The organism is Stutzerimonas stutzeri (assembly GCF_002890895.1).
Taxonomy (GTDB): Bacteria; Pseudomonadota; Gammaproteobacteria; order Pseudomonadales; family Pseudomonadaceae; genus Stutzerimonas; species Stutzerimonas stutzeri_AB.
This window is the reverse complement of record NZ_POUL01000002.1, coordinates 559,298-584,602: the sequence shown is the minus strand read 5'-3', so window position 1 is coordinate 584,602 and position 25,305 is coordinate 559,298. Positions and strand designations below refer to the sequence as shown.

Below are 25,305 nucleotides of genomic sequence, written 5' to 3'. Positions count from 1 at the left end.
ATGCAGATTCGAGACGAAACCGACCCACAGCACCCTGCGCCCCTCGACTGGACGGCGATTCGCGCGCGTCTGGAAGGCCAGCGCGGGGCAGGGTACTGGCGCAGTCTCGAACAACTGGCCGACGAACCGGCGTTTGCCGAATTCGTCGAGGCGGAGTTTCCGTCGATCGCGCCGCAGATGGACCGTCGGCGCTTCCTGCAGGTGATGGGCGCGTCCATGGCCATGGCCGGGCTCGCCGGCTGCAGTGAACCGGAAAAGGGCGTGCCTTATGTGGTGCAGCCGGAAAAGGTCATCCCCGGCGAGGCGCAGTGGTATGCCACCACGGTGACCTTTGCCGGCTACGCCCAGCCGGTCCTGGGCCGCACCCATGTGGGTCGTCCAACCAAGCTGGAGGGCAACCCCGATCACCCGCTCAGCCAGGGAGCCAGTACGGCGATCATTCAGGCGGCGATTCTCCAGCTGTACGACCCCGACCGCTCGCAGGCGCCGCGTTTCAAGGGCGTGGATACCACCTGGGACGGCTTTCAGCTCGATGCCAGCCGCTTGGCTGACCGGCTTGATCAACAGCGTGGTCGCGGGCTGCACCTGTTGTTCGGTGCCAGCAGCTCACCGACGTTGCGCCGTCAGCTAGAGGAATTGCTGCAGCGCTGGCCCGAGGCCCAGCTGTATCGACACGAACCTTTCGAGGGCGATCACTATCAGGCTGCCGAGCGCGCCTTCGGTCGTGCCGTCGAGACGCACTACCGCTTCGAGGCGGCCGAATGGGTGTTGAGTTTCGAACATGATTGGCTTGGCGCCGGGCCCCGCGAACTGCCGCATGCGCTCGGCTGGGGCGAGCGCAAGCGGCGAGCAGCGAAGGGCGACGGCGAAGCACGTTTGCTGGTCGTCGAATCAGTGCCGACGCTGACCGGGGCCAAGGCCAGCGAGCGCCAGCGAATTGAGCCGGAGACGTTGCAAGCCTGTCTGCAGGCGTTGGCAGCCGCGCTGGGTGAGGGCGAAGGGCCGGCCCAACCGCTGCCGGTCGAGCGTCAGCGCTGGATCGAGGCGGTCGCCCGCGAACTCAAAGCCCGCGCCGGACGCTGCCTGATCACTGCTGGTGAGCGCACACCGCTGGCGGTCCAGGCAGCTGTGCACCGGCTCAATCAGCGGCTGGGTAATGTCGGAAACACGCTGACCTATAGCGTGCCGGTGGTCTGGCTCGAAGCGGCGGGGCAGCGTCTGGGCGATCTGCCGCAACTGGTCGAGGCGATTCGCGGCGACCAGGTCGAAGCGCTGCTGATGCTTGAATGCAACCCCGTGGACACCGCACCGGCGGATCTGGAACTGGAAGCTGTGCTTGATCAGGTGCCGTTGCGCATCCATGCCGGGCTCTACTACGACGAGACGGCCGCCTACTGCCACTGGCATCTGCCGTTGACCCACAACCTCGACGGTTGGAACGACGCCCGCGCCGCCGATGGCAGTGTCTGTCTTGGCCAGCCGTTGGTGCGCACCTTCTACAGCAGCCGCACGCTTTCCGAGGTATTGGCGCTGTTGCAGGGGGACCTCACCCCCGATGGCCGGGCAGAGTTGCGCAAGACCTGGCAGGCGCTCGATGAGAACGCCTGGCGGCAGGCGCTGGAACTTGGCTTTATCGCTGGCACCGCGCTGCCTCCGTTGACCATCGAGGCGGCGCCCGTCACCTGGGAAGCAGAGCCCGCTCCGGTGGAAGGGCTGACACTGCGCTTTCTGCCCGACCCCAGCGTATGGGATGGACGCCTGGCAAACCTCGGCTGGCTGCAGGAGCTGCCCAAGCCGATCACCAAGCTCACCTGGGACAACGTCATCGGCGTGGCACCAAAGCTCGCCGAAGCCTATGGGCTGGCGAACGGTGACATGGTGCGCGTCACGCTAGAACGCCGCGTGGTGATTGGCCCGGTTTGGATCATGCCTGGCCACGCCGAGCACACCCTCAGCCTTTATGCCGGTTATGGCCGCACCCGCGCCGGGCGCGTGGCGGATCGTCTGGGCTATGACCTGGCGCCGCTGCGCACAGCTGTTGACCCCTGGCTGCGCCGCGGCGCCAAGCTGGAGAAGACCGGTGAGTTCATGCCATTGGCTACCACGCAGTCGCACCATATTCCGCATGGAAAGGGAGCGATCAAGAGCGAACCGCGCGATGAGGCCTATCGCAAGGTGGCGACAGAGCCGCTGTACCTCTTCGAACAAGCGAAGACGCTTTATCCACCGACGCCGCCGCAAGAGCCGGTGTGGGGCATGACCATCGACCTGGATCAGTGCATCGGATGCAACGCCTGCGTTGTCGCCTGCCAGGCGGAGAACAATATTCCCGTAGTTGGCAAAGAGCAGGTCGCCGTGGGCCGCAACATGCACTGGTTGCGGGTTGACCACTATTACAAGGGCGACCCTGACGAGCCCGAGTCGTCGGCGTTCCAGCCGGTGCCCTGCATGCAGTGCGAACAGGCGCCGTGCGAGGTCGGGTGCCCGGTCAACGCCACGGTGCACGGGCCGGACGGTCTCAATGAGCAGATCTACAACCGCTGCATCGGCACCCGCACGTGCGCGTCCTACTGCCCGTACAAGGTGCGACGCTTCAACTGGTTTGACTGGACAGGCGACGATGAGCCCTCGATCCAGCATCAGCGCAACCCCAACGTCACGGTGCGCTCGCGCGGCGTGATGGAAAAGTGCACCTATTGCGTCCAGCGCATCAGTGAGGCGCGCATCGCTGCCCGTATCGAGAATCGCCCGGTGGCCGATGGCGAGGTGCAGACCGCTTGCCAGCAGAGCTGCCCGACCCAGGCCATCGTGTTCGGTGATCTGTCTGATCCCGGCGCGCGCGTCCTCGAGGGGCGCGATACCCAGCGTCACTACGCGCTGCTGGAAGAACTCGGCACGCGACCGAAGACGACTTATCTGGGTGTGGTCGATCTGCCCAAGGTTGTCGAGGACGAGTCGTGAGCGGCGCTGGTGTGGGTTGCGGGTACACAGGTGCCGATACGCCGCACTTCCTGCCCGGGCAGATGCCGCTCGGTGAAGTTTCGGACCGGGTGCTGACCGTCCCGGTCGACTTTGCTCGTTATCGCCGCGCCTGGTGGGCGCTGTTCATCTTCAGCTGCCTGCTGCTGGGGCTGTTCATCGCCTCGGCGGTCGTGGTGGTCTGGAAGGGTGTCGGCGTGTTCGGCAACAACGACCCGGTGTTTTGGGGATTTCCCATCCTCAACTACATGTGGTGGCTGGGCATCGGTCATGCCGGAACCTTCATTTCGGCGATGTTGCTGCTGCTCAACCGGCCGTGGCGCAACTCGCTCAACCGCATGGCCGAGCTGATGACGCTGATGGCGGTGGTGTGCGCCGGTATTTACCCGATCCTGCACCTAGGACGGCCCTGGCTGTTCTACTGGAGCGCCCCATACCCGAACACCATGGAGCTGTGGCCGCAGTTCAAGAGCCCGACGTCGTGGGACTTCTTTGCCGTGCTTGGCTATCTGTTCGTGTCGTTGATGTTCATCTACATCGGCGCGATACCGGATTTCGCCTCGGCCCGCGATCACGCCCGCAAACGGCGCTACAAGATTTTCTACGGTCTGCTGGCACTCGGCTGGCGCGGTGCTTCTTCGCACTGGGCGCACTGGCGGCGGGCCTATCGTTTCATTGCGCTGCTGGCGATTCCGCTGGTGTTTGCGGTGTCCAGCGGCTACTCGTTCCTGCTCGATCTGTCACCGGAAACCGGCTGGCACTCGACGGTGTTTCCTCCGTATTTCGTCGCTGGCGCAATATTCTCCGGCTTTGCCCTGGTGATCATCATTGCGCTGGGGCTGCGCCGTTTCTTCGGCTGGCAGTTGCTGATCACGGTCAGGCATCTGGACGTGCTCGGCGTGTTGCTGCTCGCCAGCGGCTGGATGACTGCTTACGGCTATTTTGCCGACACTTTCATCGCCTTCTATTCGGGCAAGGAACACGAGATCACCATGGCCATGGCGCGTCTGACCGGGCCGATGGCCTGGAGCTGGTGGACGGCGATCTTCTTCAATCTAGTCTGCCTGCAAGCGCTCTGGTGGCCGCAAGTGCGGCGCAATGGCAAGGCGTTGCTGGCGATAGCGGTCGGCGTGCTGATCGGCATGTGGTGCGAGCGCTGGATGCTGATCATCGTGCCGGCCACCCGTGATTACCTCACGGCCACCTGGCAGGGCTACAGCCCGACGTTCTGGGACTGGTCCTTGTTCATCGGTACCTTCGGGCTGTTCCTTGTGCCGTTCAGTTTGTTCATGCGGCTGCTGCCGATGGTCTCCACCTTTGAAGTCAAAGAGGCGCTGCACCGGTATCGGGGAGAGGCCGATGACTGAGCGCTGCTACGGATTTCTGGCTGACTTCACCCAGCCCGAGCCGCTGATCGAGGCGGCCCGCGCCGCGCGCGAGGCGGGCTACACGCGGATGGAGGCGTACAGCCCGTTCATGCTGCCGGAGCTGGAGCCGGTGCTCGGCCAGCGCAACAATCGCGCCTACTGGGCCGGAATCCTCGGTGCGCTGATCGGCGGCGGGCTGGGATTGGGCATGCAGATATACGCCAATCTCAGTTACCCACTGGATATCGGCGGCCGGCCGCTGATCGCTTTGCAGGGCTTCGCCGTCATCACCTTTCTACTGACCATCACCGGCGGCGCGCTGGGTGCGCTGTTCGGTCTGCTGTTTCTTTGCCGGTTGCCGCTGCTGCACCACCCGCTGTTCGAAATGGAAGCCTTCAAACGCGCCACGGACGATCGCTTCCTGCTCTGTATTCGGGCGGACGATCCGCTGTTCAGCGAGACCGAGACAGCGCTATGGCTGGCGGAACGGGCGGTGTCGGTCAGCAAGGTGCCTGCCTGATGCCTTGGCTTTTCGTTTTCATCCTGTTGCTCAGCGGCTGCGATCAGATGGCGCAGCAGCCACGTGCCGACGCGCAGGAGGCCTCCCTGTTCTTCCCGGACGGCAAGGTGAACCAGGCGCCGCCGGTAGGCACGGTGGCGCGCGGCGAGTTGGCATGGGGGGCGGTCCTGGCCGAGCGTCCGCCGCTGACTGAAGCGCTGCTGGCGCGTGGTGAGGAGCGCTATCGCATCAATTGCGTGCCTTGTCATGGATTGGCCGGTGATGGCCTGGGCGCGGTGGTCGAGCGGGGCTTTCCGCAACCGCCAGACTTCGCCGAGCCGCGTCTGATTCAGGCCGCGGATCGCCACTTTCTCCGGGTAATCGCCGAAGGTTATGGGGTGATGTACAGCCATGCCGCGCGCGTGAAACCGGCTGATCGTTGGGCCATCGTTGCGCATATACGCGCCTTGCAGTTGGCGCGGGCGGCCAAGGTCGGGACGCTGCCGGAGCCGGATCGCCGCGCGCTGGAGGCATTGCCATGAGCGCGGTGAGTTTCAAGGGCGCCAAGGGTGCACGCAGCATTGCCTGGGTGGCGTTGACCATCGGCGTGGTTGGGCTCGGCATCGGCCTGCTGCTGGCGCCGCGCGACACCCTGGCCGCCTGTGTGGCCAGCCTGCTGGGGCTTGCCGGGATTCCGCTGGGCGCATTGGCTTTGGGGCTTGCACTGGCGCCGGTCAGCGGCAGCGTTCGCGATCAGCTATGGCCCTGGACGCTGGTTGCCAGCCGGGCCATGCCGGGGTTGGCAATACTGGTACTGCCCGGGCTGCTGGGCGCCGGGTTTATCTACGAGTGGATGCACCAGTACAACGATGGCTTCCGCGGATTGTGGCTCTGGTGGCCCAGTTTCGTCGTGCGCGGTTTGCTCTATGTCGTCCTGTGGTGGGCGCTGGCGCGCTGGCTGCTACCGACCACGCTGCACAACCCGGCGGGCGCCGGTCTGGGCCTGATCGCGGTGGTGCTGAGCGTGTCGCTGGCGGCCTTCGACTGGGCTCAATCGATGGCGCCGCACTTCGCGTCCAGCATATTCGGGCTGTTATGGCTGGGTCGGCTGATGCTGTCCGGGATCGCTACCTGCATTCTGCTCAGCCTGTTCGCCGGCACCTCCCGCACGGGTGTGTTGCGCGGCTTGCTGTCGGCTGCGGCGTTAGCCTGGATCTATCTGCACTTCATGCAGTATCTGATTGTCTGGTACGGCAACCTGCCCGAAGAGGTTCGCTGGTACGAGATCCGCGCCCGCGAATGGCCATTGTTGACCTGGTTGGTGGCGCTGCAGAGCCTGGTATTCGTCGCGACCTGGTGGCCGTTTTCAGCGCGCCGGGTGCCACTGGCGGTGCTCGCCGGTGGCACGCTGCTGCTGGGGCTGGCCGAAGGCGCCTGGCTGAGTCTGGCGAGCCTGTCTGGTTTAAATGCGCTGGCGAGCGGCTTGGCGATGTTGGCCGCTGCCGCCGCTGGTGGCGGACTGATCGCGCTGCTGGTTCTACCGAGGAGGTCCGCATGAGCGTTCCGGTCGACCCGCGCTCGAAAGACGATGGCTTCGAACACCACGACGCCAATGTCAAAGGCCTGTTGGCGGTTGGCTTCGGCTTGCTGGCTACGCTGGCAGTGTCACTTACTGCCGTTGCTGTGCTGATTAGCTACTACGAGTCGACGCCCGAGCCCGCGGTGACGGCCCTCGAGCGCGACAGAATTATCCCGCCTGCGCCGCGTCTGGAAACCAGTAGCCGTGGCAACGGCCAGCAGGTGATCCGCGAGGCCGAGCAGCGCCTGAACCGCTATGCCTGGATCGACCGCGAGGCTGGCGTTGCGCGTATCCCAATCCAGCGAGCACGCATCCTGTTGCTAGAGCGCGGCTGGCCGGTTCCGGTGGAGGTCGGTGGCGGGCGGGACGTACGCCTGCAACAGACCAAACAGAGGGCGCAACCCTGATGAGCCGTCTGTTGCTGATCCTCGCCGCTGCCTTGTCCTTGGTGCTGACATTCTCTGCGCGAGCCGCCGAGCCATTTGATCCCTTCGCTGCCGCCGGCATCGACCCGCAGCCCGGTGCACAGGTGCCACTGGATACGCGCTTCACCGATGACAGCGGCAAGTCGGTCACACTTGCCGAATTGCTCGATGGTCGGCCCGCGGTGCTGGTGCCTGTGTATTTCCGCTGCCCCAACGTGTGCGGGTCGCAACTGGCGAGCCTGTTCAACCTGCTCGGCGCGGTGCCCTTCGAACTGGGCAAGGATTACGTGGTGATCGCCTATAGCTTCAACCCGCACGAGACACCAGCCGATGCCCGCGCTGAACGCGACAAGCTGGAACGGCGGTGGCCAGAGTTGGCGGGTTCGCAATCGGTTCATCTGCTCACCGGACCGGAGTCGGCCAGCCGCCGTGTCAGCGACGCGCTGGGCTTTCATTACCGCTGGGATGCGGAAATTCAGGAATACGCGCACGCCTCGGCGGTCGCCACGCTGAGCCCGTCCGGCAAGCTGGTGCAGTGGCTGTATGGGCTCGGCTATCAGCCCAACGATCTGCGGCTGGCCCTGACTGATGCTGGCGAAGGACGGGTCGGCGATTTCAGTGATCAGTTACTGCTGCTCTGTTACCACTACAACCCGCGCACCGGCGGGTACGACAACTGGGTCATCGGTGCGCTGCAGGTGGGCGGCACCGGCACGGCGGTGGCGTTGCTCGGTTTTATCGGGCTGTCGCTGTGGCGCGAGCGACGCAAGCGGGAGGCCGGCGATGGACAATGATTTTCTGCGCCTGTGGCCGCAAACCGCTTCAGATTATGCGAACAGCATCGACTGGCTAATCTGGTCGTTCACCGGAATGATGACGATCTTCGTCGTGCCGGTGTTCGTGCTCACGATTCTGTTCGCAATACGCTACCGCAAGGGCACCAAGGTCCGACGCGACCATCGCCCGCGCGGCAGCATGAAGGTCGAAATGACCTGGATCGTGCTGCCCTTCATCGGCTCGATGATCATCTATCTGGTCTCGGCGAAGCTGTATTACGAAGTGCGCACGCCGCCGGTGGATGCCATGGAGATCCAGGTGGTGGCCAAGCAATGGATGTGGAAATTCCAGCATCCCGGTGGTCAACGCGAGATCAATACCTTGCACGTGCCGGTTGGGCGCCCGGTACGGCTGAACATGATCTCCCAGGACGTGATTCACAGCCTGTATTTTCCGGCCCTGCGCATCAAGCAGGATCTGTTGCCGGGGCGTTATACCGAGCTCTGGTTCAACGCCACCGAAACCGGTCGCTACGAGGTGTTCTGTGCCGAGTACTGCGGCACCGATCATTCGAAGATGCTTGCCACGCTGATTGTGCAACCGCCACAGGAGTACGCGCGCTGGCTGTCACAGGCCGGTGCCAGCGAATCCCTGGCCGAGCAGGGTGAGGTGCTGTTTCGCCAGTTCGGTTGCAGCGGTTGCCATGGCCCGGCCGCCGTGGCCAAAGCGCCGAAGCTGGAGGGGCTCTATGGGCGCCGGGTGGCGCTGGAAGACGGCAGTTCTGTCGTGGCCGATCAGGCCTATATCCGCGACAGCATCCTGCTGCCGCACAAGCAGATTGTGGCTGGCTACGAATCGATCATGCCGAGCTTCGCCAACGTGATCGATGAGGAGGGCGTGCTGCGCCTGACGGCTTATATCCAGTCGCTTGGCAAGGTAGGCCACGCCCCCGGCACGATTGATGAGCGCGGGCAGGGCGAGCCGCATGCCGACAGCCCCCGCAGCCCAACGCCAGAGGAGCCAATACCTTGATCCAGAAGAACCCGGTCGCCGACCGAGCGCCCAGTTACCTCGCCGACGAGCATGGGCTACGGACCTGGCTGCTGACTACGGACCACAAGCGTATCGCGATCCTCTACCTGATCGGCGTCACGGCCTTCTTCTTCCTGGGCAGCCTTGCTGCCGCTCTGGTTCGCATCGAACTGGTCACCCCTGATGGTGATTTGTTGAGCCCGGACGGCTACAACCGGACCTTCACCCTGCACGGTGTGGTCATGGTGTGGTTCTTCCTGATTCCATCTATTCCGGCGGTGTTTGGCAATTTCCTTATCCCGATCATGATCGGCGCCAAGGAGATGGCTTTTCCCAAGCTGAACCTGTTCAGTTGGTACCTGTTGGTGGGTGGCGGCCTCTTTACGCTGTACTCGCTCCTGGCCGGAGGCGTGGATACCGGCTGGACTTTCTATACGCCGCTGTCGACGATGTTCAGCAATGGCCATGTGGTGGCGGTGATTCTTGGGGTGTTCATCGTCGGCTTCTCGTCGATCCTGACCGGGCTGAACATCATCGTCACGATTCATACGCTGCGGGCGCCGGGCATGACCTGGTTCCGAATGCCGCTGTTCTGTTGGTCGCTGTATGCCACCTCGGTAATTCTGGTCCTGGCTACCCCGGTGCTGGCTATCACGCTGCTGCTGGTGGCGGCGGAGTACCTGTTCGGCATTGGCGTGTTCGACCCCAACCTGGGGGGCGACCCGCTGCTGTTTCAGCACCTGTTCTGGTTCTACAGCCATCCTGCGGTTTACATCATGATCTTGCCGGCGATGGGCGTGATGAGTGAGCTGATCACCGCAGCGGCGCACAAGCGTATTTTTGGCTATTCGTTCGTGGCTTATTCCAGCCTGGCCATCGCGGTGATCGGCTTCATGGTCTGGGGCCATCACATGTTCGTGGCGGGGCAGTCGATGTACGCCAGCATGGTCTTCTCGCTGCTCAGCTTTCTGGTGGCAATCCCTTCAGCGATCAAGGTCTATAACTGGACCGCCACGCTCTACAAAAGCAACCTGACCATCGATGCGCACTTTCTCTATGCGCTGACCTTTATCGGCCTGTTCGTCATTGGCGGGGTAACCGGGCTGTTCCTCGCGCTGCTGGCCGCGGATGTGCACGTGCACGACACCTATTTCGTGGTAGCGCATTTCCACTACATCATGGTCGGCGCGGCGGTGGCCGGGTTCTTTGGCGCGCTGCACTTCTGGTGGCCGAAGATGACCGGGCGAATGTACTCGCAGCTGTGGGGCAAGATCGCGGCGGTGATGATCTTCTGCGGTTTCAACCTGACATTTTTCCCACAGTTTCTGCTCGGCTATCTGGGCATGCCTCGGCGCTACCACAGCTACCCGGAAGACTTTCAATTCCTCCATGTGTTGTCGTCCGCTGGCGCTGGGGTACTGGCGGTGGGTTACATCATGCCGTTCTGCTATCTGCTCTGGTCGTTGCGTTACGGCCCGTTGGCTGATGACGACCCATGGGATGCGGCGGGGCTGGAATGGCGCACCTCGTCGCCACCGCCGCAGTACAACTTTGTCGAGACGCCGATCGTCGACTTCGAGGCCTACGATTACCCTCCCGAGGCGACCCATGGCCGACCGTGACGGGTACCTGACCGAGCCCTACCAGACCGCAGCCCAGCAGCGAGAAGCGAGTTTTCTGGGCATGTGGTTGTTTCTCGCCACGGAAATCATGATGTTCGGCGTGCTGTTGCTGGTCATCTACTACTACCGCCTGCAGCACCCCGAGGCAGTGGGCGAGGCGGTGCAGTACCTGCATTCGATTCTGGCGGGATTCAACAGCGCGCTGTTGCTCACCGGTAGCCTGTGCATGAGCCTGATGGTGCAGGCTTCGCGCTTGGGTAACTACCGTCGGGTGCAACAGTGGCTCTTGCTCAGCGCCTTCTTCGGCCTGGCGTTCCTGGGGGTGAAATTCTTTGAGTACGGCTGGGAATACCACGAAGGGCTGTTGCCCGGCATAGGCCCCGAGTCGCCGCTGGAGAATCCCGCCGCGCGGCTGTTCATGAACATCTATTTCTTCGCTACCGCGCTGCATGCGGTGCACCTGACCATTGCGGTGGTGATCGTGCTGGGCATGGTGGGGCGCATTCACTTCGCCCATATGAAACTGCCGGAGCGGGCGATCACACTGGAAATGGTCGGCCTGTACTGGCATCTGGTCGATGTGATCTGGATCTTCTTGTATCCCTCGCTTTATCTGGTCGGGAGGGCTGCATGAAGGCAGGCAAGCTGGTGCTGATCTATGTCGGGCTGCTGGCGCTACTGGCCATCAGCGTCACAATAGCCATTCAGTTCCCACAGTGGGCGATGCTCGCGCTGGTCTGTGCAGCCGGGCAGGCCATGCTGGTGCTGTTCGGGCTGGCCCAGCTCGGTACCCATTCGCCGCTGGTGCGCTTTTTCGCACTGGGCGCGGGGTTCTGGCTGGTGTTCCTGTTCGCCCTTTCAATAGCTGATCTGCTGACGCGCGGTAGCTAGCTGCTCGCTGGGTGGTCTGCGTTGGCATTACTGAAAATCCCGGCTGCGCACATCGAGGCCGGTGAGCATTGGGGTGAGATCACTGAGACGCCCGGCGATGACGTGGCGTACACCATTTGCCGATTCCAGATGCCCATCGATTCGAAGCATTTGCGACTGTATCAACACCCGCCGTTGCCGCTCGGCCAGGTCGTGCCAGACCACCACGTTGATCATGCCGAACTCGTCTTCCAGAGTGACGAAGATGACCCCGCTGGCGGTCTGTGGGCGCTGGCGCCCGATGACCAGCCCGGCGACGCTGACCAGGCGACCATGTTCCACTTCAGACAACTCTCGCGAACTGCGGCAGCGCCGGCTGCGGAGTTGCTCACGCAACAAGGCCAGCGGATGAGGGCCAAGCGTGGTGCCAAGGGTGGCGTAATCGGTCATCAGCTCTTCCCCGACAGAGGGTACCGGCAGTGGCACTGGCGCTTCCTCTTTCGAGACCTGTTCAGCGAACAGCGGCAGTTGAGGCTCGAAGCCGGCCACGGCCCAGCGAGCCTGATGTCGATGCCCGACAAGTCCTTTAAGCGCTCCGGCGTCGGCCAGCTGTTCCCGCGCACGGGCATCCAATCGGGCTCGCAAGCAAAGGTCATCGATACCGGCGAAGGCTTGCTGCTCACGAGCCGTTTCGATGCGCTTCGCATCCTCCTGACGAAAGCCGCGTACCAGGCGTAGCCCCAGACGGATTGCTGGTTGATTGGTCTCGGTCGGCTCGAGGCTGCAATCCCAGCCGCTGTAGTGCACATCCAACGCCCGGATTTCGAGGCCGTGACGGCGGGCGTCCTGGAGAATCTGATCGGGGTTGTAAAAGCCCATCGGCCAGCTGTTGATCAAGGCACAGGCGAAGGCGGCTGGCTCATGACATTTCAGCCAGCAGCTGGCATAGGTGAGCAGGGCAAAGCTGGCCGCATGCGACTCGGGAAAGCCGTAACTGCTGAAACCTTTGATCTGTTCGAAGATCCGTGCAACGAATTCTGCGCTGTAGCCACGGGCGAGCATACGTTCGCTCAATCTCACGCGGTGCGGCTCGAGACTGCCGTGCCGCTTCCAGGCGGCCATGGCGCGGCGCAGCCTGTCGGCTTCATCGGCGGTGTATTGGGCGGCGACGATGGCCAGCTCCATCACCTGTTCCTGAAACAGGGGTACGCCAAGGGTGCGCTCGAACACCGGCTTCAGCTCTTCGGACGGATACTCCACCGGCTCTTCTTTATTGCGCCGACGCAGGTAGGGGTGAACCATATCGCCCTGAATCGGCCCGGGCCGCACAATGGCCACCTGAATCACCAGATCGTAGAAAGTTCTGGGACGAAGCCGCGGCAGCATGGCCATTTGTGCGCGCGATTCGATCTGGAAAACGCCCACCGTGTCGGCGCGGCTGATCATTTCGTAGGTCGGTCGATCTTCCTTGGGCAGTGTGGCAATGGTCCACTGCGTGCCGCGATAGCGAGCTATCAGATCGAAACAACGGCGCAGCGCACTGAGCATGCCGAGCGCGAGCACATCGACTTTGAGCAGGCCGACCACGTCGAGATCGTCCTTGTCCCACTGGATCACGGTACGGTCGGCCATGCTGGCATTTTCGACCGGCACCAGGGTATCCAACGGATACTCGGAAATGACGAAGCCGCCCGGATGCTGTGAAAGGTGACGAGGAAAGCCGATCAATTCACTGGTCAGCACTAGGACCCGACGCAACACTGGACTGCTGGGATCGAAGCCGGCTTCCTGTAACCGGGCGTCATCGGGTATGTGCTCACTCCAGCGTCCACAGCATTCAGCCAGAGCATTGATCTGATCAGGCGGCAGACCAAGCGCCTTGGCAACGTCACGCATTGCGCCAGTGGCGCGGTAGGAACTGGCCACCGCAGTCAGAGCGGCGCGATTGCGGCCGTAGCGGCGAAACACATACTGGATCACTTCCTCACGGCGCTCGTGCTCGAAGTCCACGTCGATGTCCGGTGGCTCATTGCGTTCGCGCGAGAGGAAACGCTCGAACAGAAGCCGGCTATGCGTGGGGTCGAGTTCGGTGATACCCAGTACGAAGCACACCGTCGAGTTGGCTGCCGAACCGCGACCCTGGCAAAGAATGTGACGTTCGCGGGCGAAGCGGACGATGTCGTGGACGGTGAGAAAGTAACTCTCGTAGTGCAGCTCGGTGATCAGCTGCAATTCATGTTCGACCAGCGCACGTGATTTATCCGTCACGCCTGCCGGCCATCGCCATCTCATGCCGTCTTCGACCAGTTTGCGCAGCCATGAACTGGCATCGTGACCGCTGGGCACCAGCTCGTGTGGGTACTGATACCTGAGCTCGTTGAGGCTGAACTGACAACGCTCGGCGATACGCAGTGTCTCTGCAAGCAACTCTGGCGGATAGAGCTGGGCGAGTTCGTCGCGCCGGCGCAGGTGGCGCTCGCCGTTGGGAAACAGATAGCGCCCGGCCTCGGCTACTGGCAGGTGTTGGCGAATCGCAGTCATGCAATCCTGCAGGGCACGACGGCCACGGGCATGCATATGCACATCGCCACAGGCCACCACGGGTATGCCCACGCGCCTGGCCATTGCCTGCAAATGCTGCCGGTGTGTTGCATCGTCAGGTCCGCGATGCAGTTCGATACCCAACCAGAGGCGTCCCGCAAAGCGCTCGAGCAGCCAGAGACCTTCGGCGTCAGCATCGGGTTGCCGGGTAAGCCAGATGGCCAACAGTCCATTCAAGGGCTCGTTCAGGTCATCGCCCAGCAGCTGGTATTGACCTTTCTCGGCGCGACGTCTGGCGCAGGTAATGAGCCGGCACAAGCGCTGATACCCAATCAGGTTTTCGACCAGCAGGAGCAGCTTCGGGCCGTTTTCGATCTGCATCTCACTGCCGACAATCAGCGGCAGGCCTGTTTCCTTTGACGCCTGCCAGGCACGGACGATGCCCGCTAGCGTGCATTCGTCAGTAATCGCCAGGGCCCGATAGCCTTGGAGTGCGGCGCGTTCGAACAACTCTTTGGCGCTGGAGGCGCCCCGTTGAAAGCTGAAGTTCGAGAGACAATGCAGCTCCGCGTAATCGGGTGTCATGCGAACCAACCGTGCAGCATCAGCGGCCCTCCCGTGACTGAGCGAAAGGCCCAGCCGCGTTGGCCCGCTCGGGTTTCCACCAGATAGTAGTCGCGGCGCACGTCGCCTCCATCCCACCAACCCGATTCGATACGCTCAGGGCCCGATAGGATGCGCAACGAAGCTTCGTGGAGCTGTTTCGACTCGGCCAGCAACCAGCCGGGGCGGGGTGCTGCGGCCGATGGCGTTTCCAGGTGGGTCGCAGACTCTGGTCGCCAAGCGCATTCGGGGCGATGGTCGGCACGAGCAGCAAGCCCCTGTACGGCGTCGTCGCCCAATCGGGCTCGCAACCGCTCGCGCAACTGTTCCCATGACAACGACTGCTGCGGTCGCTCTTCGAAGAGCTCGCGATGTTCGGGCACAAAGGTCGGCAACTGGTCTGCAATCAACCGTATTGCCAGCACCGGGGCTGGGAGTTGCAGATGCTCCAGGCGACCGCGGGTCAGCTCGAACAGCATGGCCGGGTCGCGCTCCGCGCCGAGCAGACCGACCGGTAACAGGCTTTCGGGCAGGCTGCGGTGCTCCAGGTGCAAGGTGAAGCGTTGCACCCCGCTGTCGCGGCCTGCCAAATAGGCGGCGAGATCGGCGGTCAGGCGGCGCAGCGGGAACAGCAGCGCCTGATGCGACTCGACTTCGAAGTTCAGCTCGATTCGCGCATCGAAGCGGTCAGGCGGACGATAGAAACTCAGCCCCAGCGGGCGGTGCTCCAGCAGGGTGTCGAGGTGTCTCAGCGCCTCTGCCGGAAAACGCTTCGCCAGTCCGTTTCGAGGCAGTGCCAGCAGTTGCTTGAAGGTGCGCAGACCCATTCGCGCCAGAGCATTCGAGACATCACGTGGCAAACCGAGGCGATCTACAGGCAGGTCAGCCAGTACCTGATGCAGCTCAGGTGTATCAGTCACCGCCAAGCCGTCGTGCACGTTGGCCAGTACCCGCGCGGCGGCGGGATTGGGTGCCAGTGTGATGCGATGTCCAAAGCCCAGCGCGCTCAGCTCTGTGCGCAGTCGTGTTTCCAGACGAGGCCAGGGGCCGAACAGGCCGAGACTGGACTGCACTTCCATGAGCAGGCAGCGCGGGTAGTGCAGGCTGACCTGTGAACTGAAGCCGTAGGCCCAGGCGGCGAGGAATTGCTGCCAACGTTCGATCGAAGCCAGGTCATATTCGGCTGTCTCGAATTCCCGGGTCAGCGCCTGGGCGGCTATCAATGATTGCCCTGTTTTTAGCCCCAGTGATCGTGCCGCTGGGTTGACTGCTTGTAGCACGCGGCGCTGTGGCGTACCGCTCAGTAGTGCCAGTGGCGCATCAGCATCGGTACGGCTACGCAGCACACCGTCCATGGCCAGTTGCGGTAGCAGAATGCAGGCCCAGAGCATCTTCACTGCCATCCCACGGCAGAAATCGGCTGGACGGGCGCCAGTCCGCCGCGGCACTTGAGTACACGCACTTGAGACGGCTGAGCCTCGACTGCCAAGCGCAGTGCCGCTGGAGAAGGATTCACGGCTTCGTGCAAAGAGCGGTAGGCGAAGGCCAGCGTCTGTCCGGTTTCGGCGGCCACCTGCAGGCGACGCAAGGCGCGATCATCCGCTTTCTGCGGCCAGCACAACACAGCACCACAACTCCCTGAACGCAGACACTGTTCCGCTGCCCACAATGCATCACGTCCTTGCGCTTGAACGAGGCTGAGTTGGCGCAGATCGACGCCGGCAGCGAGCCAGGCATGAGGGAAGGGCAGATGAGGCGGGGCGATCAGTACCACCCGTTCGCCAGCAGCGGTCAGGCGTGCCAGGGTGGGCCAGAGCAGCCGTAACTCGCCAATCCCTGTGGTAGCGATCAGCAGCTCGCTCAGTGCTGCATCCGGCCAGCCACCGCCGGGCAGAGCGGCGTCGAGTGTGGGATGTCCGGTTGGCTGGTTACTGGTCGAGACGACGCTGGGCTGGCCGCGCCATAGGCGGCGTGCATCGAGCAACCGATCAAGGGAGACAACGGAGGACATGATGAACCGCAAACCCAGAATACTGTATATGGATACAGTATTCTGCTTTGCCTGAGTGCGGGTCAAGTCGATGTGATGAACGTCATCGACTGAGGGGGTATGCGCTAGCTCACACCAGAACGTTCAGGGCTCCTATCACGCTGAGGGCAGCGCCCATCGGCAGTGCCATGCGCTCACGCCAGGCGAGCATCAGGCCTACCAGCAGCCCGGCGCACATCAACTGGCCCAGACAAACGATCAGACCTATTGACACTCCCAGTGCTGTGACATCAAGCATGACGATGGCGATCAGCAGTCCGCCTGCCAGCAGGCGCAGCCCTCGCTGCAGAAGAGGGCTCGGTGCGCGATTGAACAGTTGCCGATGATGACGGGGCATCGCCAGGCACAGTGCAAGCATGCCCACGTAAGCCAACGCAAAAGCGAGTAGCGTCATGGTGAAACCTCCTGCATGCGCCTCTCTCGTGCCGGTCGCGCCTCGGGGCGGGCAACAGCCCGCCAGGCACACACCAACCCAACGGTCAGCAATACCAGGTCGATGCCGAAGAGCGTCATATCACCTCGGGTCAGGCTCGCAACAAGGTTGCCTTGCGGAGCCACGATACCGTTCAGCGCAGGCAGGCCAAGGGCGAGAATCGCCAGTACCGCAAACAATTGACGGGTGGCCCGTGCGGGTTGGCAAGGCCTGATGCATGCGAAGGCTGCCACTGCCAGCCAGCTCAAGGCGAAGCACCAGCCTTCGACTGTCGCCCGGTCAGGCAGGGTGTCCGGCAACAGACGGTTGGCCCAGAGGAGTGTGAGCGAAGCGATCGGAAATCCGAAAAAAACCGCTCCGTTGAGTGCGCGAACCACCTTCAGCCCTTTGATCTGCCGAGCTTCACGCTTGCGCAACCAGACTGCTGAACCGGCAATCAGCATTGCGCAGCCGGCTAGTCCCATCAGTCCGTAGAACAGTCGAACGATCTGCCCGCCGAATTGCGCCATGTGCAAACCGCCCATCCACATATAGGCCTCGTAGCTGGTGGGTGCCTGCTGCTGGTGGAGCATTTCGCCAGTGGTGGCGTCGTAATTTAGGGTGTCCTGCGGTGAACCGATACGTGAAGGGTCAAGCCGACGAATGCTGACCACTGCCGAGGCGTCGAACGGGTGCTCGACGATCAACCAACCTGGCTCGCCGCCGTTCCAGCGCTGACGGGCATCGCTGATCAGACGATCCAGGGAAGTCAGCTCACCTGCGGGTTTGTCCATCTCGTTGCGGTGATAGCCGCCCTGGACCTCCTCAAAAAAGGCCAGCGGATCTCCGTCATAGGCCACCATCGCGCCGGCCGGCATGTAGGTCGCGACAAAAATGGCGACGCCTGTGTAAGCCAGTACCAGATGGAAGGGCAGGCCGATTACCCCGAACAGGTTGTGTGCATCGAGCCAGGCACGTTGGCCGTTGGCCTGCGGCCTGAGGGTGAAGAAGTCCTTGAAAATCCGCCTGTGAACGATGATTCCGGACACCAACGCGACCAGCATGAACATGCCGGCAAGGCCGACGATGTACATGCCGATCGTGCCCGCCTGCAGGTTGTAGTGCAGGGTGAAGAAGAACTCACCGCCCAGCGTGTCCGGCATGGGCTTTCCGGTAGCGGGATCGAAAGCTGCACGGCCGCGTTCGCCCGTACCGTCTTTCTCCCAGCCCAGCTTCCAGTAAGGTTCGCGTTCGGTAGGGCCGTGCAGCCAGTAGGCATGCAGAGGCCCTTCTACATTGGCATTCAACCACTGCCGGACGTTGTCAGCATCGATGGTGCTGGTTGCAGGTACGTGCAACGCGGGCCGCATCCAGCGTTCGATTTCCTTGTCGAAGCAGGCCAGCGTACCGGCGAACAGAATGACGAACAGCAACCAGCTTGGCAGAAGCCCGCCCCAGGTGTGCAGCCCGGCCATCGATTGACGTAAGGTCACGGTCGGCTTCTCCATTCAACAGGCAGATAAGCGGCCAGACAGAGCAGTACTGTCAGCGCTCCCAGCCAAAGCCAGGCCCGCAAGGCGCTGCGGGCCGCAAAGGTGTAAATGACGGCGGCTACCCAGACGGCAAAACACAGCAAGCTGGCTGTGACCACTCGATCCGCTCGCGCCAACGGCAGATAGACGGATAGAAAGGCGGTAGAGCCGAAAGCCAGCGCATAGCCGCCGAACAGGGCGGCCGTGATGCGGCCGGCCAGGTCCAGTGAGAGGAGGGGGTGGTAACGCTTCATGACAGAGACGATCCGCGGATGGTAGGCACTCATGTTAATGCGAATCTGTTTGATTTGTAATAAGCAAGAGCTCTGGTTGCTCACGCAGCGATCCAGCTGAAGCACTGAAGCCAATCAACAGCGGCCAGCGACCGTCGCTTGTGCTAGCAAAATCAGTCGATTAGGATTCGCGCCGGGTGAACGGTGCAAGGCGATTATTCGGTCCGCCGTCCCAATCTATTAAAGCGAGGAAGCCCGGCCCGAAAGCGACCGGGCTTCTTTGTTTTCCGGCCTTGATTTTGCGCCGAAGCGCTCGTCGGCCAGGCCATTGCTTACTTAAAAGAGGTATGCTATGCGTGAACGTTTGTTGGCCGCGGAAAAGGTAAAGGCCATCGAATGGGAGGGCGGACAGTTGCGTTTGCTCGACCAGCGCAAGCTGCCCCTGGAGGAGCTCTGGCATACCTGTGATTCTGCTGCAGCGGTGGCCGCGGCGATCCGTGAAATGGTCGTGCGCGGCGCGCCAGCCATCGGTATCAGCGCCGCCTACGGACTGGTCATGGGACTAAGGGCCCGGCTCGCCGAAGGTGAGGACTGGCGTGCGGCACTTGAATCCGACTTTGAGCTGCTGGCGGCCACGCGTCCAACCGCCGTCAATTTGTCTTGGGCGCTGAACCAGATGCGCGAACGCCTTGACCGTCTGAAGCCCGGCGAAGATCCGCTGACCGCTGCCGAGGCTCAGGCGGCGTCCATCCATGCCAGTGATCGCGAAGCCAATCTGACCATGGCGCAATTCGGCGTCGACCTTATTCGCAAGCATCAGGGCAACTCGCAAAACATTCTGACTCACTGCAACACCGGGGCATTGGCTACCGGAGGGTTCGGCACTGCGCTCGGCGTTATCCGCGCGGCACACCTGGAAGGGCTGGTCGAGTGTGTCTATGTCGACGAAACCCGTCCGTGGCTGCAGGGTTCCAGGCTGACCGCCTGGGAGTTGGCCGGCGAGGGCGTGCCGGTCATGCTGAATGCCGACTCGGCGGCGGCGCATCTGATGAAGACCCGCGGCATCACCTGGGTCGTTGTTGGCGCCGATCGGATCACGGCCAATGGTGACATCGCCAACAAGATCGGTACCTACCAGCTTGCCGTGCTGGCCATGCACCATGGCGTACGGTTCATGGTGGTAGCAGCCAGCTCGAGTATCGATATGGAGCTGGAGTCAGGTGAGGACATACCCATCGAGGAGCGCGGCGGTCACGAACTGTTGGAGGTCAACGGTCAGCGGTTCGCAGCAGATGTCGAGGCCTTTAATCCTGTCTTCGATGTCACCCCTGCTGACCTGATCGATGCCATCGTCACGGAGAAAGGCATCGTCGAACGACCGAATGCGGCCAAGCTCGCCGCGCTGATGAGTCGAAAGCGGCTCCATTGAGGTTGTCGATGCACACCCGGTCATGCATTCCAGAGTGTGCATCCTGGAGCCTGCGGCTCCCCAGCTGTGATACCATTCCGCGCTTAATCGCAGGACCCTGCTGACTACAAGGAACCAGGCTTCCATGGGCGAACTGGCCAAAGAAATCCTCCCGGTCAATATCGAAGACGAACTCAAGCAGTCCTACCTCGACTACGCAATGAGCGTAATCGTCGGTCGTGCGCTGCCGGATGCGCGCGACGGATTGAAGCCTGTGCATCGCCGTGTGCTTTTTGCCATGAGCGAGCTGGGCAACGACTGGAACAAGCCGTACAAGAAATCCGCCCGTGTGGTCGGTGACGTGATCGGTAAATACCACCCTCACGGCGACTCAGCTGTTTACGACACTATCGTGCGTATGGCGCAGCCTTTCTCGCTGCGCTACATGCTGGTCGACGGCCAGGGCAACTTCGGTTCGGTGGACGGCGATAACGCTGCAGCCATGCGATACACCGAAGTGCGTATGGCCAAGCTGGCGCACGAGTTGCTGGCGGATCTGGATAAGGAAACCGTCGACTGGGTGCCCAACTACGATGGCACCGAGCAGATTCCGGCAGTCATGCCGACCAAGATTCCAAACCTGTTGGTCAACGGCTCCAGCGGTATCGCCGTGGGCATGGCGACCAACATTCCGCCGCACAACCTCAGTGAAGTCATCGACGGTTGCCTGGCGCTGATCGAAAACGCCGATATCACCATTGATGAACTCATGCAGTTCATTCCTGGCCCGGACTTCCCGACCGCGGGCATCATCAACGGTCGCGCCGGCATCGTAGAGGCCTACCGCACCGGTCGCGGACGCATCTATATGCGTGCCCGCTCGACCATCGAAGACATCGACAAGGTGGGTGGCCGTCAGCAGATAGTCATCACCGAGCTGCCTTATCAGCTGAACAAGGCGCGGCTGATCGAGAAAATCGCCGAGCTGGTCAAGGAAAAGAAGCTCGAAGGCATCACCGAGCTGCGCGACGAGTCCGACAAGGACGGCATGCGCGTAGTGATCGAACTGCGCCGCGGTGAAGTGCCAGAGGTTGTCCTTAACAATCTCTACGCCCAAACCCAGTTGCAGAGCGTGTTCGGCATCAACGTGGTGGCCCTCATCGACGGGCAGCCGCGCACCTTGAACCTCAAGGAGCTGCTCGAAGCCTTCGTCCGCCATCGCCGTGAAGTCGTGACTCGCCGGACCGTCTATGAGCTGCGCAAGGCGCGTGAGCGTGGGCATATTCTCGAAGGCCAGGCAGTCGCACTGTCCAACATCGATCCCGTGATTGCGCTGATCAAGGCCTCGCCGACGCCAGCCGAAGCCAAAGAAGCGCTGATCTCCAAGGAGTGGGAATCGAGTGCTGTTGAGGCGATGGTCGAGCGCGCCGGTGCCGACTCCTGTCGTCCTGAAGGTCTCGATCCGCAGTACGGTCTGCGCGACGGCAAGTATTACCTGTCCCCGGAACAGGCCCAGGCCATTCTTGACCTGCGCCTGCACCGCCTGACGGGTCTTGAGCACGAAAAACTGCTCAGCGAGTATCAGGAGATTCTCACCCAGATCGGCGAGCTGATCCGCATCCTGACCAACCCGGTGCGCCTGATGGAGGTCATCCGTGAGGAGCTTGAAGGCGTTAAGCGCGACTTCGGCGACGCGCGTCGTACCGAGATTCTCGAAGCGCGGCTGGATCTGACTCTTGCTGATCTGATCACCGAAGAAGAGCGCGTCGTCACCATCTCCCACGGCGGCTATGCCAAATCCCAGCCGCTTGCCGCTTATCAAGCGCAGCGTCGGGGCGGTCGCGGCAAGGCTGCAACCGGGGTGAAAGAAGAGGATTACGTCGAGCATCTGCTGGTCGCTAACAGCCACACCACGCTTCTGCTGTTCTCCAGCAAAGGCAAGGTGTACTGGCTCAAGACGTATGAAATTCCAGAGGCCTCGCGCACGTCTCGCGGGCGTCCGCTGGTGAACTTGCTGCCGCTGTCCGAGGGTGAGCACATCACCGCGATGCTGCAGGTCGATATCGAGGCGGCGCGACAGCAACAGCTGAACGGCGACGATGATATCGAAGACGCCGAAATCATCGGCGAAATCGATGATGTCGAAGAGTCGATTGAGGGTGACGAGACCGACGAGTCGGTGGACGAGCCTACCGGTACTTATATCTTCATGGCGACCGCGAAGGGCACCGTGAAGAAAACGCCGCTGTCGCAATTCAGCCGTCCGCGAAGCGTGGGTCTGATCGCGCTTGGCCTGGAGGAGGGCGACACCCTCATTGCAGCAGCCGTGACCGATGGTGCGCGCGAAGTGATGCTGTTCTCCGATGGCGGCAAGGTTATCCGGTTCAAGGAAAAGCACGTCCGCACCATGGGCCGTACCGCCCGCGGTGTGCGTGGTATGCGCTTGCCTGAAGGGCAGCGCTTGATTTCGATGCTGATCCCTGAGCCAGATGCCCAGATCCTAACGGCGAGCCTGAACGGTTATGGTAAGCGCACCGTGCTGGATGAGTTCCCGCGCCGCGGTCGTGGCGGTCAGGGTGTGATTGCAATGGTCTCCAATGATCGGAACGGGCCGTTGGTTGGCGCAGTTCAGGTGCAATCAGGCGAGGAAATCATGCTGATTTCCGATCAGGGCACGCTGGTGCGTACGCGAGTCGACGAGGTGTCTTCGCTGGGCCGCAACACGCAGGGCGTTACCCTCATCAAGCTGGGCAAGAATGAACATCTTGTAGGCCTTGAGCGGGTGCAAGAACCTTCCGAAGAGGACGTCCTGGAAGACATCGAGGCGGTAATCGATGAGGATGCGCTGGATAAGGAAATGCCCGTAGTCAGCACCGAGCCAGGCGAAGATGATTTGCTGGGCGGCGGGGGCGACGTTCCGCCAGATGTAGTGCCCACCGACGACGAGGATTGATCGGACGACGGCGCAGCCTTGAAGGCTTCGCCGTCGTTTCGTGTGTGCCTCTTTGCAGATGAAGGAATGGCGAGCACTGAGCCGAGCCCTTGGCACGGACGGAGCGAGCTAGGTATCGACCGTTTTTGAGAGAACGAAGATGAGCAAACGCGCGTTCAATTTCTGCGCAGGTCCCGCCGCGCTCCCTGAGGCCGTACTGCAGCGCGCCCAGGCTGAACTCCTTGACTGGCATGGACGCGGTCTATCCGTTATGGAAATGAGCCATCGCAGTGACGAGTACACAGCGATTGCCGAGAAGGCCGAGCAGGATCTGCGCGATCTGCTGAGCATTCCTTCGAACTACAAGGTGCTGTTTCTGCAGGGCGGTGCCAGCCAGCAGTTTGCCGAGATACCGCTGAATCTGCTCCCTGAAGATGGCGTCGCCGATTACATTGATACCGGCATCTGGTCGCGAAAGAGCATCGAGGAAGCCAAGCGTTTCGGCCACGTCAATGTAGCCGCCAGCGCCAAACCCTATGACTATTTCGCCATCCCAGGCCAGAACGAGTGGAAGCTGAGCGCCAATGCCTCCTACCTGCATTATGCAAGTAACGAAACCATCGGCGGCTTGCAGTTCGACTGGGTTCCGGAGGTGGGCGACACCCCGCTGGTTGTCGATATGTCGTCGGATATTCTTTCGCGACAGCTGGATGTTTCCCGCTTTGGTCTGATCTATGCGGGTGCGCAAAAGAACATTGGGCCATCGGGTCTGGTGGTGGTAATCGTTCGTGAGGACCTGCTTGGGCGGGCGCGTTCCAGCTGCCCGACCATGCTCAATTACCAGATCGCCGCCGACAATGGTTCGATGTACAACACACCGGCGACCTTTTCCTGGTACCTCTCGGGCCTGGTATTCGAGTGGCTGAAGGAGCAGGGTGGCGTCGAAGCCATGGAGCAGCGCAACCGCGCGAAGAAGGACTTGCTCTACGGCGTGATCGATTCCAGCGATTTCTATTCCAATCCAATAGCCACCAACGCCCGTTCCTGGATGAATGTCCCGTTCAGGCTTGCCGATGAGCAACTGGACAAAGCGTTCCTGGCCGGTGCGGATGCACGTGGGCTACTCAACCTCAAGGGTCACCGTTCGGTGGGGGGCATGCGTGCTTCCATCTACAACGCGGTTGGCCTGGATGCGGTCGAAGCGCTGGTCGCCTATATGCGCGAGTTCGAGAAGGAGCACGGCTGATGAGCGATGTCGACCGGCTGAAGGCGCTGCGTGTACGCATCGACAGTCTCGACGAGAAAATTCTCGAGCTGATCAGTGAGCGGGCTCGTTGCGCTCAGGACGTGGCTCGGGTCAAGACAGCCGCGCTCGCCGAGGGCGAGGAAGCGGTGTTCTATCGCCCCGAGCGCGAGGCCTGGGTGCTCAAGCACATCATGGAGCTGAACAAGGGGCCATTGGATAACGAGGAAATGGCACGCCTCTTCCGGGAAATCATGTCGTCCTGCCTGGCGCTGGAACAGCCGCTGCGGGTTGCCTACCTTGGGCCGGAAGGCACCTTCTCCCAAGCTGCGGCGCTCAAGCATTTCGGTCAGGCGGTGATCAGCAAACCGATGGCCGCGATCGACGAGGTGTTCCGTGAAGTGGTCGCCGGTGCGGTCAATTTCGGCGTAGTGCCTGTGGAGAACTCCACCGAAGGGGCGGTCAACCATACCCTCGACAGTTTTCTCGAGCACGACATCGTCATCTGCGGCGAAGTCGAGCTTCGCATCCATCATCACTTATTGGTGGGCGAGACGACCAAGACGGATCGCATCACCCGTATCTACTCGCATGCCCAGTCGCTGGCGCAATGTCGCAAGTGGCTTGATGCTCACTACCCGAACGTCGAGCGCGTGGCGGTTTCCAGTAATGCAGACGCCGCGAAGCGGGTCAAAAGCGAGTGGAACTCCGCTGCGATCGCCGGCGACATGGCGGCGCAGTTGTATGGCTTGACCAAGATTGCCGAAAAAATAGAGGATCGCCCGGACAATTCCACGCGCTTTCTTATCATCGGCAGCCAGGAAGTACCGCCCACCGGTGATGACAAAACCTCGATCATCGTTTCCATGCGCAACAAGCCGGGCGCGCTGCATGAGCTGTTGATGCCGTTTCATTCCAATGGCATCGATCTCACGCGGATCGAAACGCGGCCGTCGCGCAGCGGCAAATGGACCTATGTGTTCTTCATCGACTGCATTGGTCACCACCAGGATCCCTTGATCAAGGATGTCCTGGAGAAAATCGGCCGCGAAGCGGTGGCACTGAAGGTGCTGGGGTCCTATCCCAAAGCAGTACTCTAAATAGCAGCTGCAAGCTGGCAGCTGAGGCTGGAAGTCGAGAGCAACGTCGTTTGCCTGGCGCTTCAGGCTTCACGCTCCGGGCTTGCAGCTCCAGCGGAGCT

Annotated in this window: 21 protein-coding genes; 15 read left to right on the top strand and 6 right to left on the bottom strand. The window is 61.9% G+C overall.

Features of this window, described 5'->3' with window-relative positions:
* The 11 genes from CXK96_RS05500 to CXK96_RS05450 are packed head-to-tail and all read left to right on the top strand — an operon-like array spanning position 1 to position 11,171.
* Positions 1-2,961, top strand: coding sequence for a TAT-variant-translocated molybdopterin oxidoreductase (locus tag CXK96_RS05500; protein ID WP_102835464.1), 2,961 nt, complete (start codon positions 1-3; stop codon positions 2,959-2,961).
* Complete coding sequence (gene nrfD / locus CXK96_RS05495; protein ID WP_102835463.1) at positions 2,958-4,346, top strand: NrfD/PsrC family molybdoenzyme membrane anchor subunit; 1,389 nt, start codon at positions 2,958-2,960, stop codon at positions 4,344-4,346. Before CXK96_RS05500 ends, nrfD begins: the two co-directional genes overlap by 4 nt.
* Positions 4,339-4,866: a quinol:electron acceptor oxidoreductase subunit ActD gene (locus CXK96_RS05490; RefSeq protein WP_102835462.1), complete on the top strand. Its 528-nt coding sequence runs from the start codon at positions 4,339-4,341 to the stop codon at positions 4,864-4,866. Before nrfD ends, CXK96_RS05490 begins: the two co-directional genes overlap by 8 nt.
* Positions 4,866-5,387, top strand: a complete 522-nt coding sequence (locus tag CXK96_RS05485) for a c-type cytochrome (RefSeq protein WP_102835519.1) — start codon at positions 4,866-4,868, stop codon at positions 5,385-5,387. Before CXK96_RS05490 ends, CXK96_RS05485 begins: the two co-directional genes overlap by 1 nt.
* Positions 5,384-6,403, top strand: coding sequence for a hypothetical protein (locus tag CXK96_RS05480; RefSeq protein WP_102835461.1), 1,020 nt, complete (start codon positions 5,384-5,386; stop codon positions 6,401-6,403). Before CXK96_RS05485 ends, CXK96_RS05480 begins: the two co-directional genes overlap by 4 nt.
* Positions 6,400-6,831 carry a hypothetical protein gene (locus CXK96_RS05475; RefSeq protein ID WP_102835460.1) on the top strand — a complete coding sequence of 144 codons (432 nt, stop codon included), beginning with the start codon at positions 6,400-6,402 and terminating at the stop codon, positions 6,829-6,831. The genes CXK96_RS05480 and CXK96_RS05475 overlap by 4 nt, the downstream gene beginning before the upstream one ends.
* A complete protein-coding gene (locus CXK96_RS05470; protein ID WP_102835459.1) occupies positions 6,831-7,643 on the top strand; it encodes an SCO family protein in 813 nt (270 codons plus the stop codon). Before CXK96_RS05475 ends, CXK96_RS05470 begins: the two co-directional genes overlap by 1 nt.
* Entirely contained in the window at positions 7,633-8,658 is a 1,026-nt protein-coding gene (gene coxB, locus CXK96_RS05465; protein ID WP_102835458.1) for a cytochrome c oxidase subunit II, read from the top strand. The genes CXK96_RS05470 and coxB overlap by 11 nt, the downstream gene beginning before the upstream one ends.
* On the top strand, positions 8,655-10,280 hold the full coding sequence (locus tag CXK96_RS05460) for a cytochrome c oxidase subunit I (protein WP_102835457.1): 1,626 nt from the start codon (positions 8,655-8,657) through the stop codon (positions 10,278-10,280). The genes coxB and CXK96_RS05460 overlap by 4 nt, the downstream gene beginning before the upstream one ends.
* A complete protein-coding gene (locus CXK96_RS05455) occupies positions 10,267-10,914 on the top strand; it encodes a cytochrome c oxidase subunit 3 (protein ID WP_102835456.1) in 648 nt (215 codons plus the stop codon). Before CXK96_RS05460 ends, CXK96_RS05455 begins: the two co-directional genes overlap by 14 nt.
* Positions 10,911-11,171 (top strand): hypothetical protein, encoded by a 261-nt coding sequence (locus CXK96_RS05450; protein WP_102835455.1) that lies wholly within the window; start codon positions 10,911-10,913, stop codon positions 11,169-11,171. Before CXK96_RS05455 ends, CXK96_RS05450 begins: the two co-directional genes overlap by 4 nt.
* Positions 11,172-11,198: 27 nt before the next feature.
* Here the strand turns inward: CXK96_RS05450 and CXK96_RS05445 are convergent, their stop codons facing one another.
* The 6 genes from CXK96_RS05445 to CXK96_RS05420 form a co-directional block, all read right to left on the bottom strand.
* Entirely contained in the window at positions 11,199-14,276 is a 3,078-nt protein-coding gene (locus tag CXK96_RS05445) for an error-prone DNA polymerase (RefSeq protein WP_102835454.1), read from the bottom strand.
* Positions 14,273-15,685, bottom strand: coding sequence for a Y-family DNA polymerase (locus tag CXK96_RS05440; protein ID WP_102835453.1), 1,413 nt, complete (start codon positions 15,683-15,685; stop codon positions 14,273-14,275). Before CXK96_RS05440 ends, CXK96_RS05445 begins: the two co-directional genes overlap by 4 nt.
* 2 nt (positions 15,686-15,687) lie before the next feature.
* Entirely contained in the window at positions 15,688-16,305 is a 618-nt protein-coding gene (gene imuA / locus CXK96_RS05435; protein ID WP_102835452.1) for a translesion DNA synthesis-associated protein ImuA, read from the bottom strand.
* A gap of 109 nt (positions 16,306-16,414) precedes the next feature.
* Complete coding sequence (locus CXK96_RS05430; protein WP_102835451.1) at positions 16,415-16,738, bottom strand: DUF3325 domain-containing protein; 324 nt, start codon at positions 16,736-16,738, stop codon at positions 16,415-16,417.
* Positions 16,735-18,249, bottom strand: coding sequence for a PepSY-associated TM helix domain-containing protein (locus tag CXK96_RS05425; RefSeq protein WP_102835450.1), 1,515 nt, complete (start codon positions 18,247-18,249; stop codon positions 16,735-16,737). Before CXK96_RS05425 ends, CXK96_RS05430 begins: the two co-directional genes overlap by 4 nt.
* The gene (locus CXK96_RS05420) at positions 18,246-18,542 is read right to left on the bottom strand and encodes a DUF3649 domain-containing protein (protein WP_102835449.1); all 297 of its coding nucleotides are present in this window, start codon (positions 18,540-18,542) and stop codon (positions 18,246-18,248) included. Before CXK96_RS05420 ends, CXK96_RS05425 begins: the two co-directional genes overlap by 4 nt.
* A 331-nt stretch (positions 18,543-18,873) precedes the next feature.
* Between CXK96_RS05420 and mtnA the strand changes: the two genes are divergently transcribed.
* The 4 genes from mtnA (at position 18,874) to pheA (ending at position 25,204) form a co-directional block, all read left to right on the top strand.
* Positions 18,874-19,950, top strand: coding sequence for an S-methyl-5-thioribose-1-phosphate isomerase (mtnA, locus tag CXK96_RS05415; protein ID WP_102835448.1), 1,077 nt, complete (start codon positions 18,874-18,876; stop codon positions 19,948-19,950).
* A 124-nt stretch (positions 19,951-20,074) separates the two neighbouring features.
* Positions 20,075-22,882 (top strand): DNA gyrase subunit A, encoded by a 2,808-nt coding sequence (gene gyrA, locus CXK96_RS05410; protein ID WP_102835447.1) that lies wholly within the window; start codon positions 20,075-20,077, stop codon positions 22,880-22,882.
* Positions 22,883-23,021: 139 nt separating this feature from the next.
* Entirely contained in the window at positions 23,022-24,107 is a 1,086-nt protein-coding gene (gene serC, locus CXK96_RS05405; protein ID WP_102835446.1) for a 3-phosphoserine/phosphohydroxythreonine transaminase, read from the top strand.
* On the top strand, positions 24,107-25,204 hold the full coding sequence (gene pheA / locus CXK96_RS05400; protein WP_102835445.1) for a prephenate dehydratase: 1,098 nt from the start codon (positions 24,107-24,109) through the stop codon (positions 25,202-25,204). Before serC ends, pheA begins: the two co-directional genes overlap by 1 nt.
* Positions 25,205-25,305: the final 101 nt, after the last annotated feature.

What these genes read in the sequence shown, in the direction of transcription:
- CXK96_RS05500 (WP_102835464.1), top strand. Translation starts at nt 1, where the DNA reads ATGCAGATTCGAGACGAAACCGACCCACAGCACCCTGCGCCCCTCGAC.
- CXK96_RS05490 (WP_102835462.1), top strand. Translation starts at nt 4,339, where the DNA reads ATGACTGAGCGCTGCTACGGATTTCTGGCTGACTTCACCCAGCCCGAG.
- CXK96_RS05485 (WP_102835519.1), top strand. Translation starts at nt 4,866, where the DNA reads ATGCCTTGGCTTTTCGTTTTCATCCTGTTGCTCAGCGGCTGCGATCAG.
- CXK96_RS05480 (WP_102835461.1), top strand. Translation starts at nt 5,384, where the DNA reads ATGAGCGCGGTGAGTTTCAAGGGCGCCAAGGGTGCACGCAGCATTGCC.
- CXK96_RS05475 (WP_102835460.1), top strand. Translation starts at nt 6,400, where the DNA reads ATGAGCGTTCCGGTCGACCCGCGCTCGAAAGACGATGGCTTCGAACAC.
- CXK96_RS05470 (WP_102835459.1), top strand. Translation starts at nt 6,831, where the DNA reads ATGAGCCGTCTGTTGCTGATCCTCGCCGCTGCCTTGTCCTTGGTGCTG.
- coxB (WP_102835458.1), top strand. Translation starts at nt 7,633, where the DNA reads ATGGACAATGATTTTCTGCGCCTGTGGCCGCAAACCGCTTCAGATTAT.
- CXK96_RS05455 (WP_102835456.1), top strand. Translation starts at nt 10,267, where the DNA reads ATGGCCGACCGTGACGGGTACCTGACCGAGCCCTACCAGACCGCAGCC.
- CXK96_RS05450 (WP_102835455.1), top strand. Translation starts at nt 10,911, where the DNA reads ATGAAGGCAGGCAAGCTGGTGCTGATCTATGTCGGGCTGCTGGCGCTA.
- CXK96_RS05445 (WP_102835454.1), bottom strand. Translation starts at nt 14,276, where the DNA reads ATGACACCCGATTACGCGGAGCTGCATTGTCTCTCGAACTTCAGCTTT.
- CXK96_RS05440 (WP_102835453.1), bottom strand. Translation starts at nt 15,685, where the DNA reads ATGCTCTGGGCCTGCATTCTGCTACCGCAACTGGCCATGGACGGTGTG.
- imuA (WP_102835452.1), bottom strand. Translation starts at nt 16,305, where the DNA reads ATGTCCTCCGTTGTCTCCCTTGATCGGTTGCTCGATGCACGCCGCCTA.
- CXK96_RS05430 (WP_102835451.1), bottom strand. Translation starts at nt 16,738, where the DNA reads ATGACGCTACTCGCTTTTGCGTTGGCTTACGTGGGCATGCTTGCACTG.
- CXK96_RS05420 (WP_102835449.1), bottom strand. Translation starts at nt 18,542, where the DNA reads ATGAAGCGTTACCACCCCCTCCTCTCACTGGACCTGGCCGGCCGCATC.
- mtnA (WP_102835448.1), top strand. Translation starts at nt 18,874, where the DNA reads ATGCGTGAACGTTTGTTGGCCGCGGAAAAGGTAAAGGCCATCGAATGG.
- gyrA (WP_102835447.1), top strand. Translation starts at nt 20,075, where the DNA reads ATGGGCGAACTGGCCAAAGAAATCCTCCCGGTCAATATCGAAGACGAA.
- serC (WP_102835446.1), top strand. Translation starts at nt 23,022, where the DNA reads ATGAGCAAACGCGCGTTCAATTTCTGCGCAGGTCCCGCCGCGCTCCCT.
- pheA (WP_102835445.1), top strand. Translation starts at nt 24,107, where the DNA reads ATGAGCGATGTCGACCGGCTGAAGGCGCTGCGTGTACGCATCGACAGT.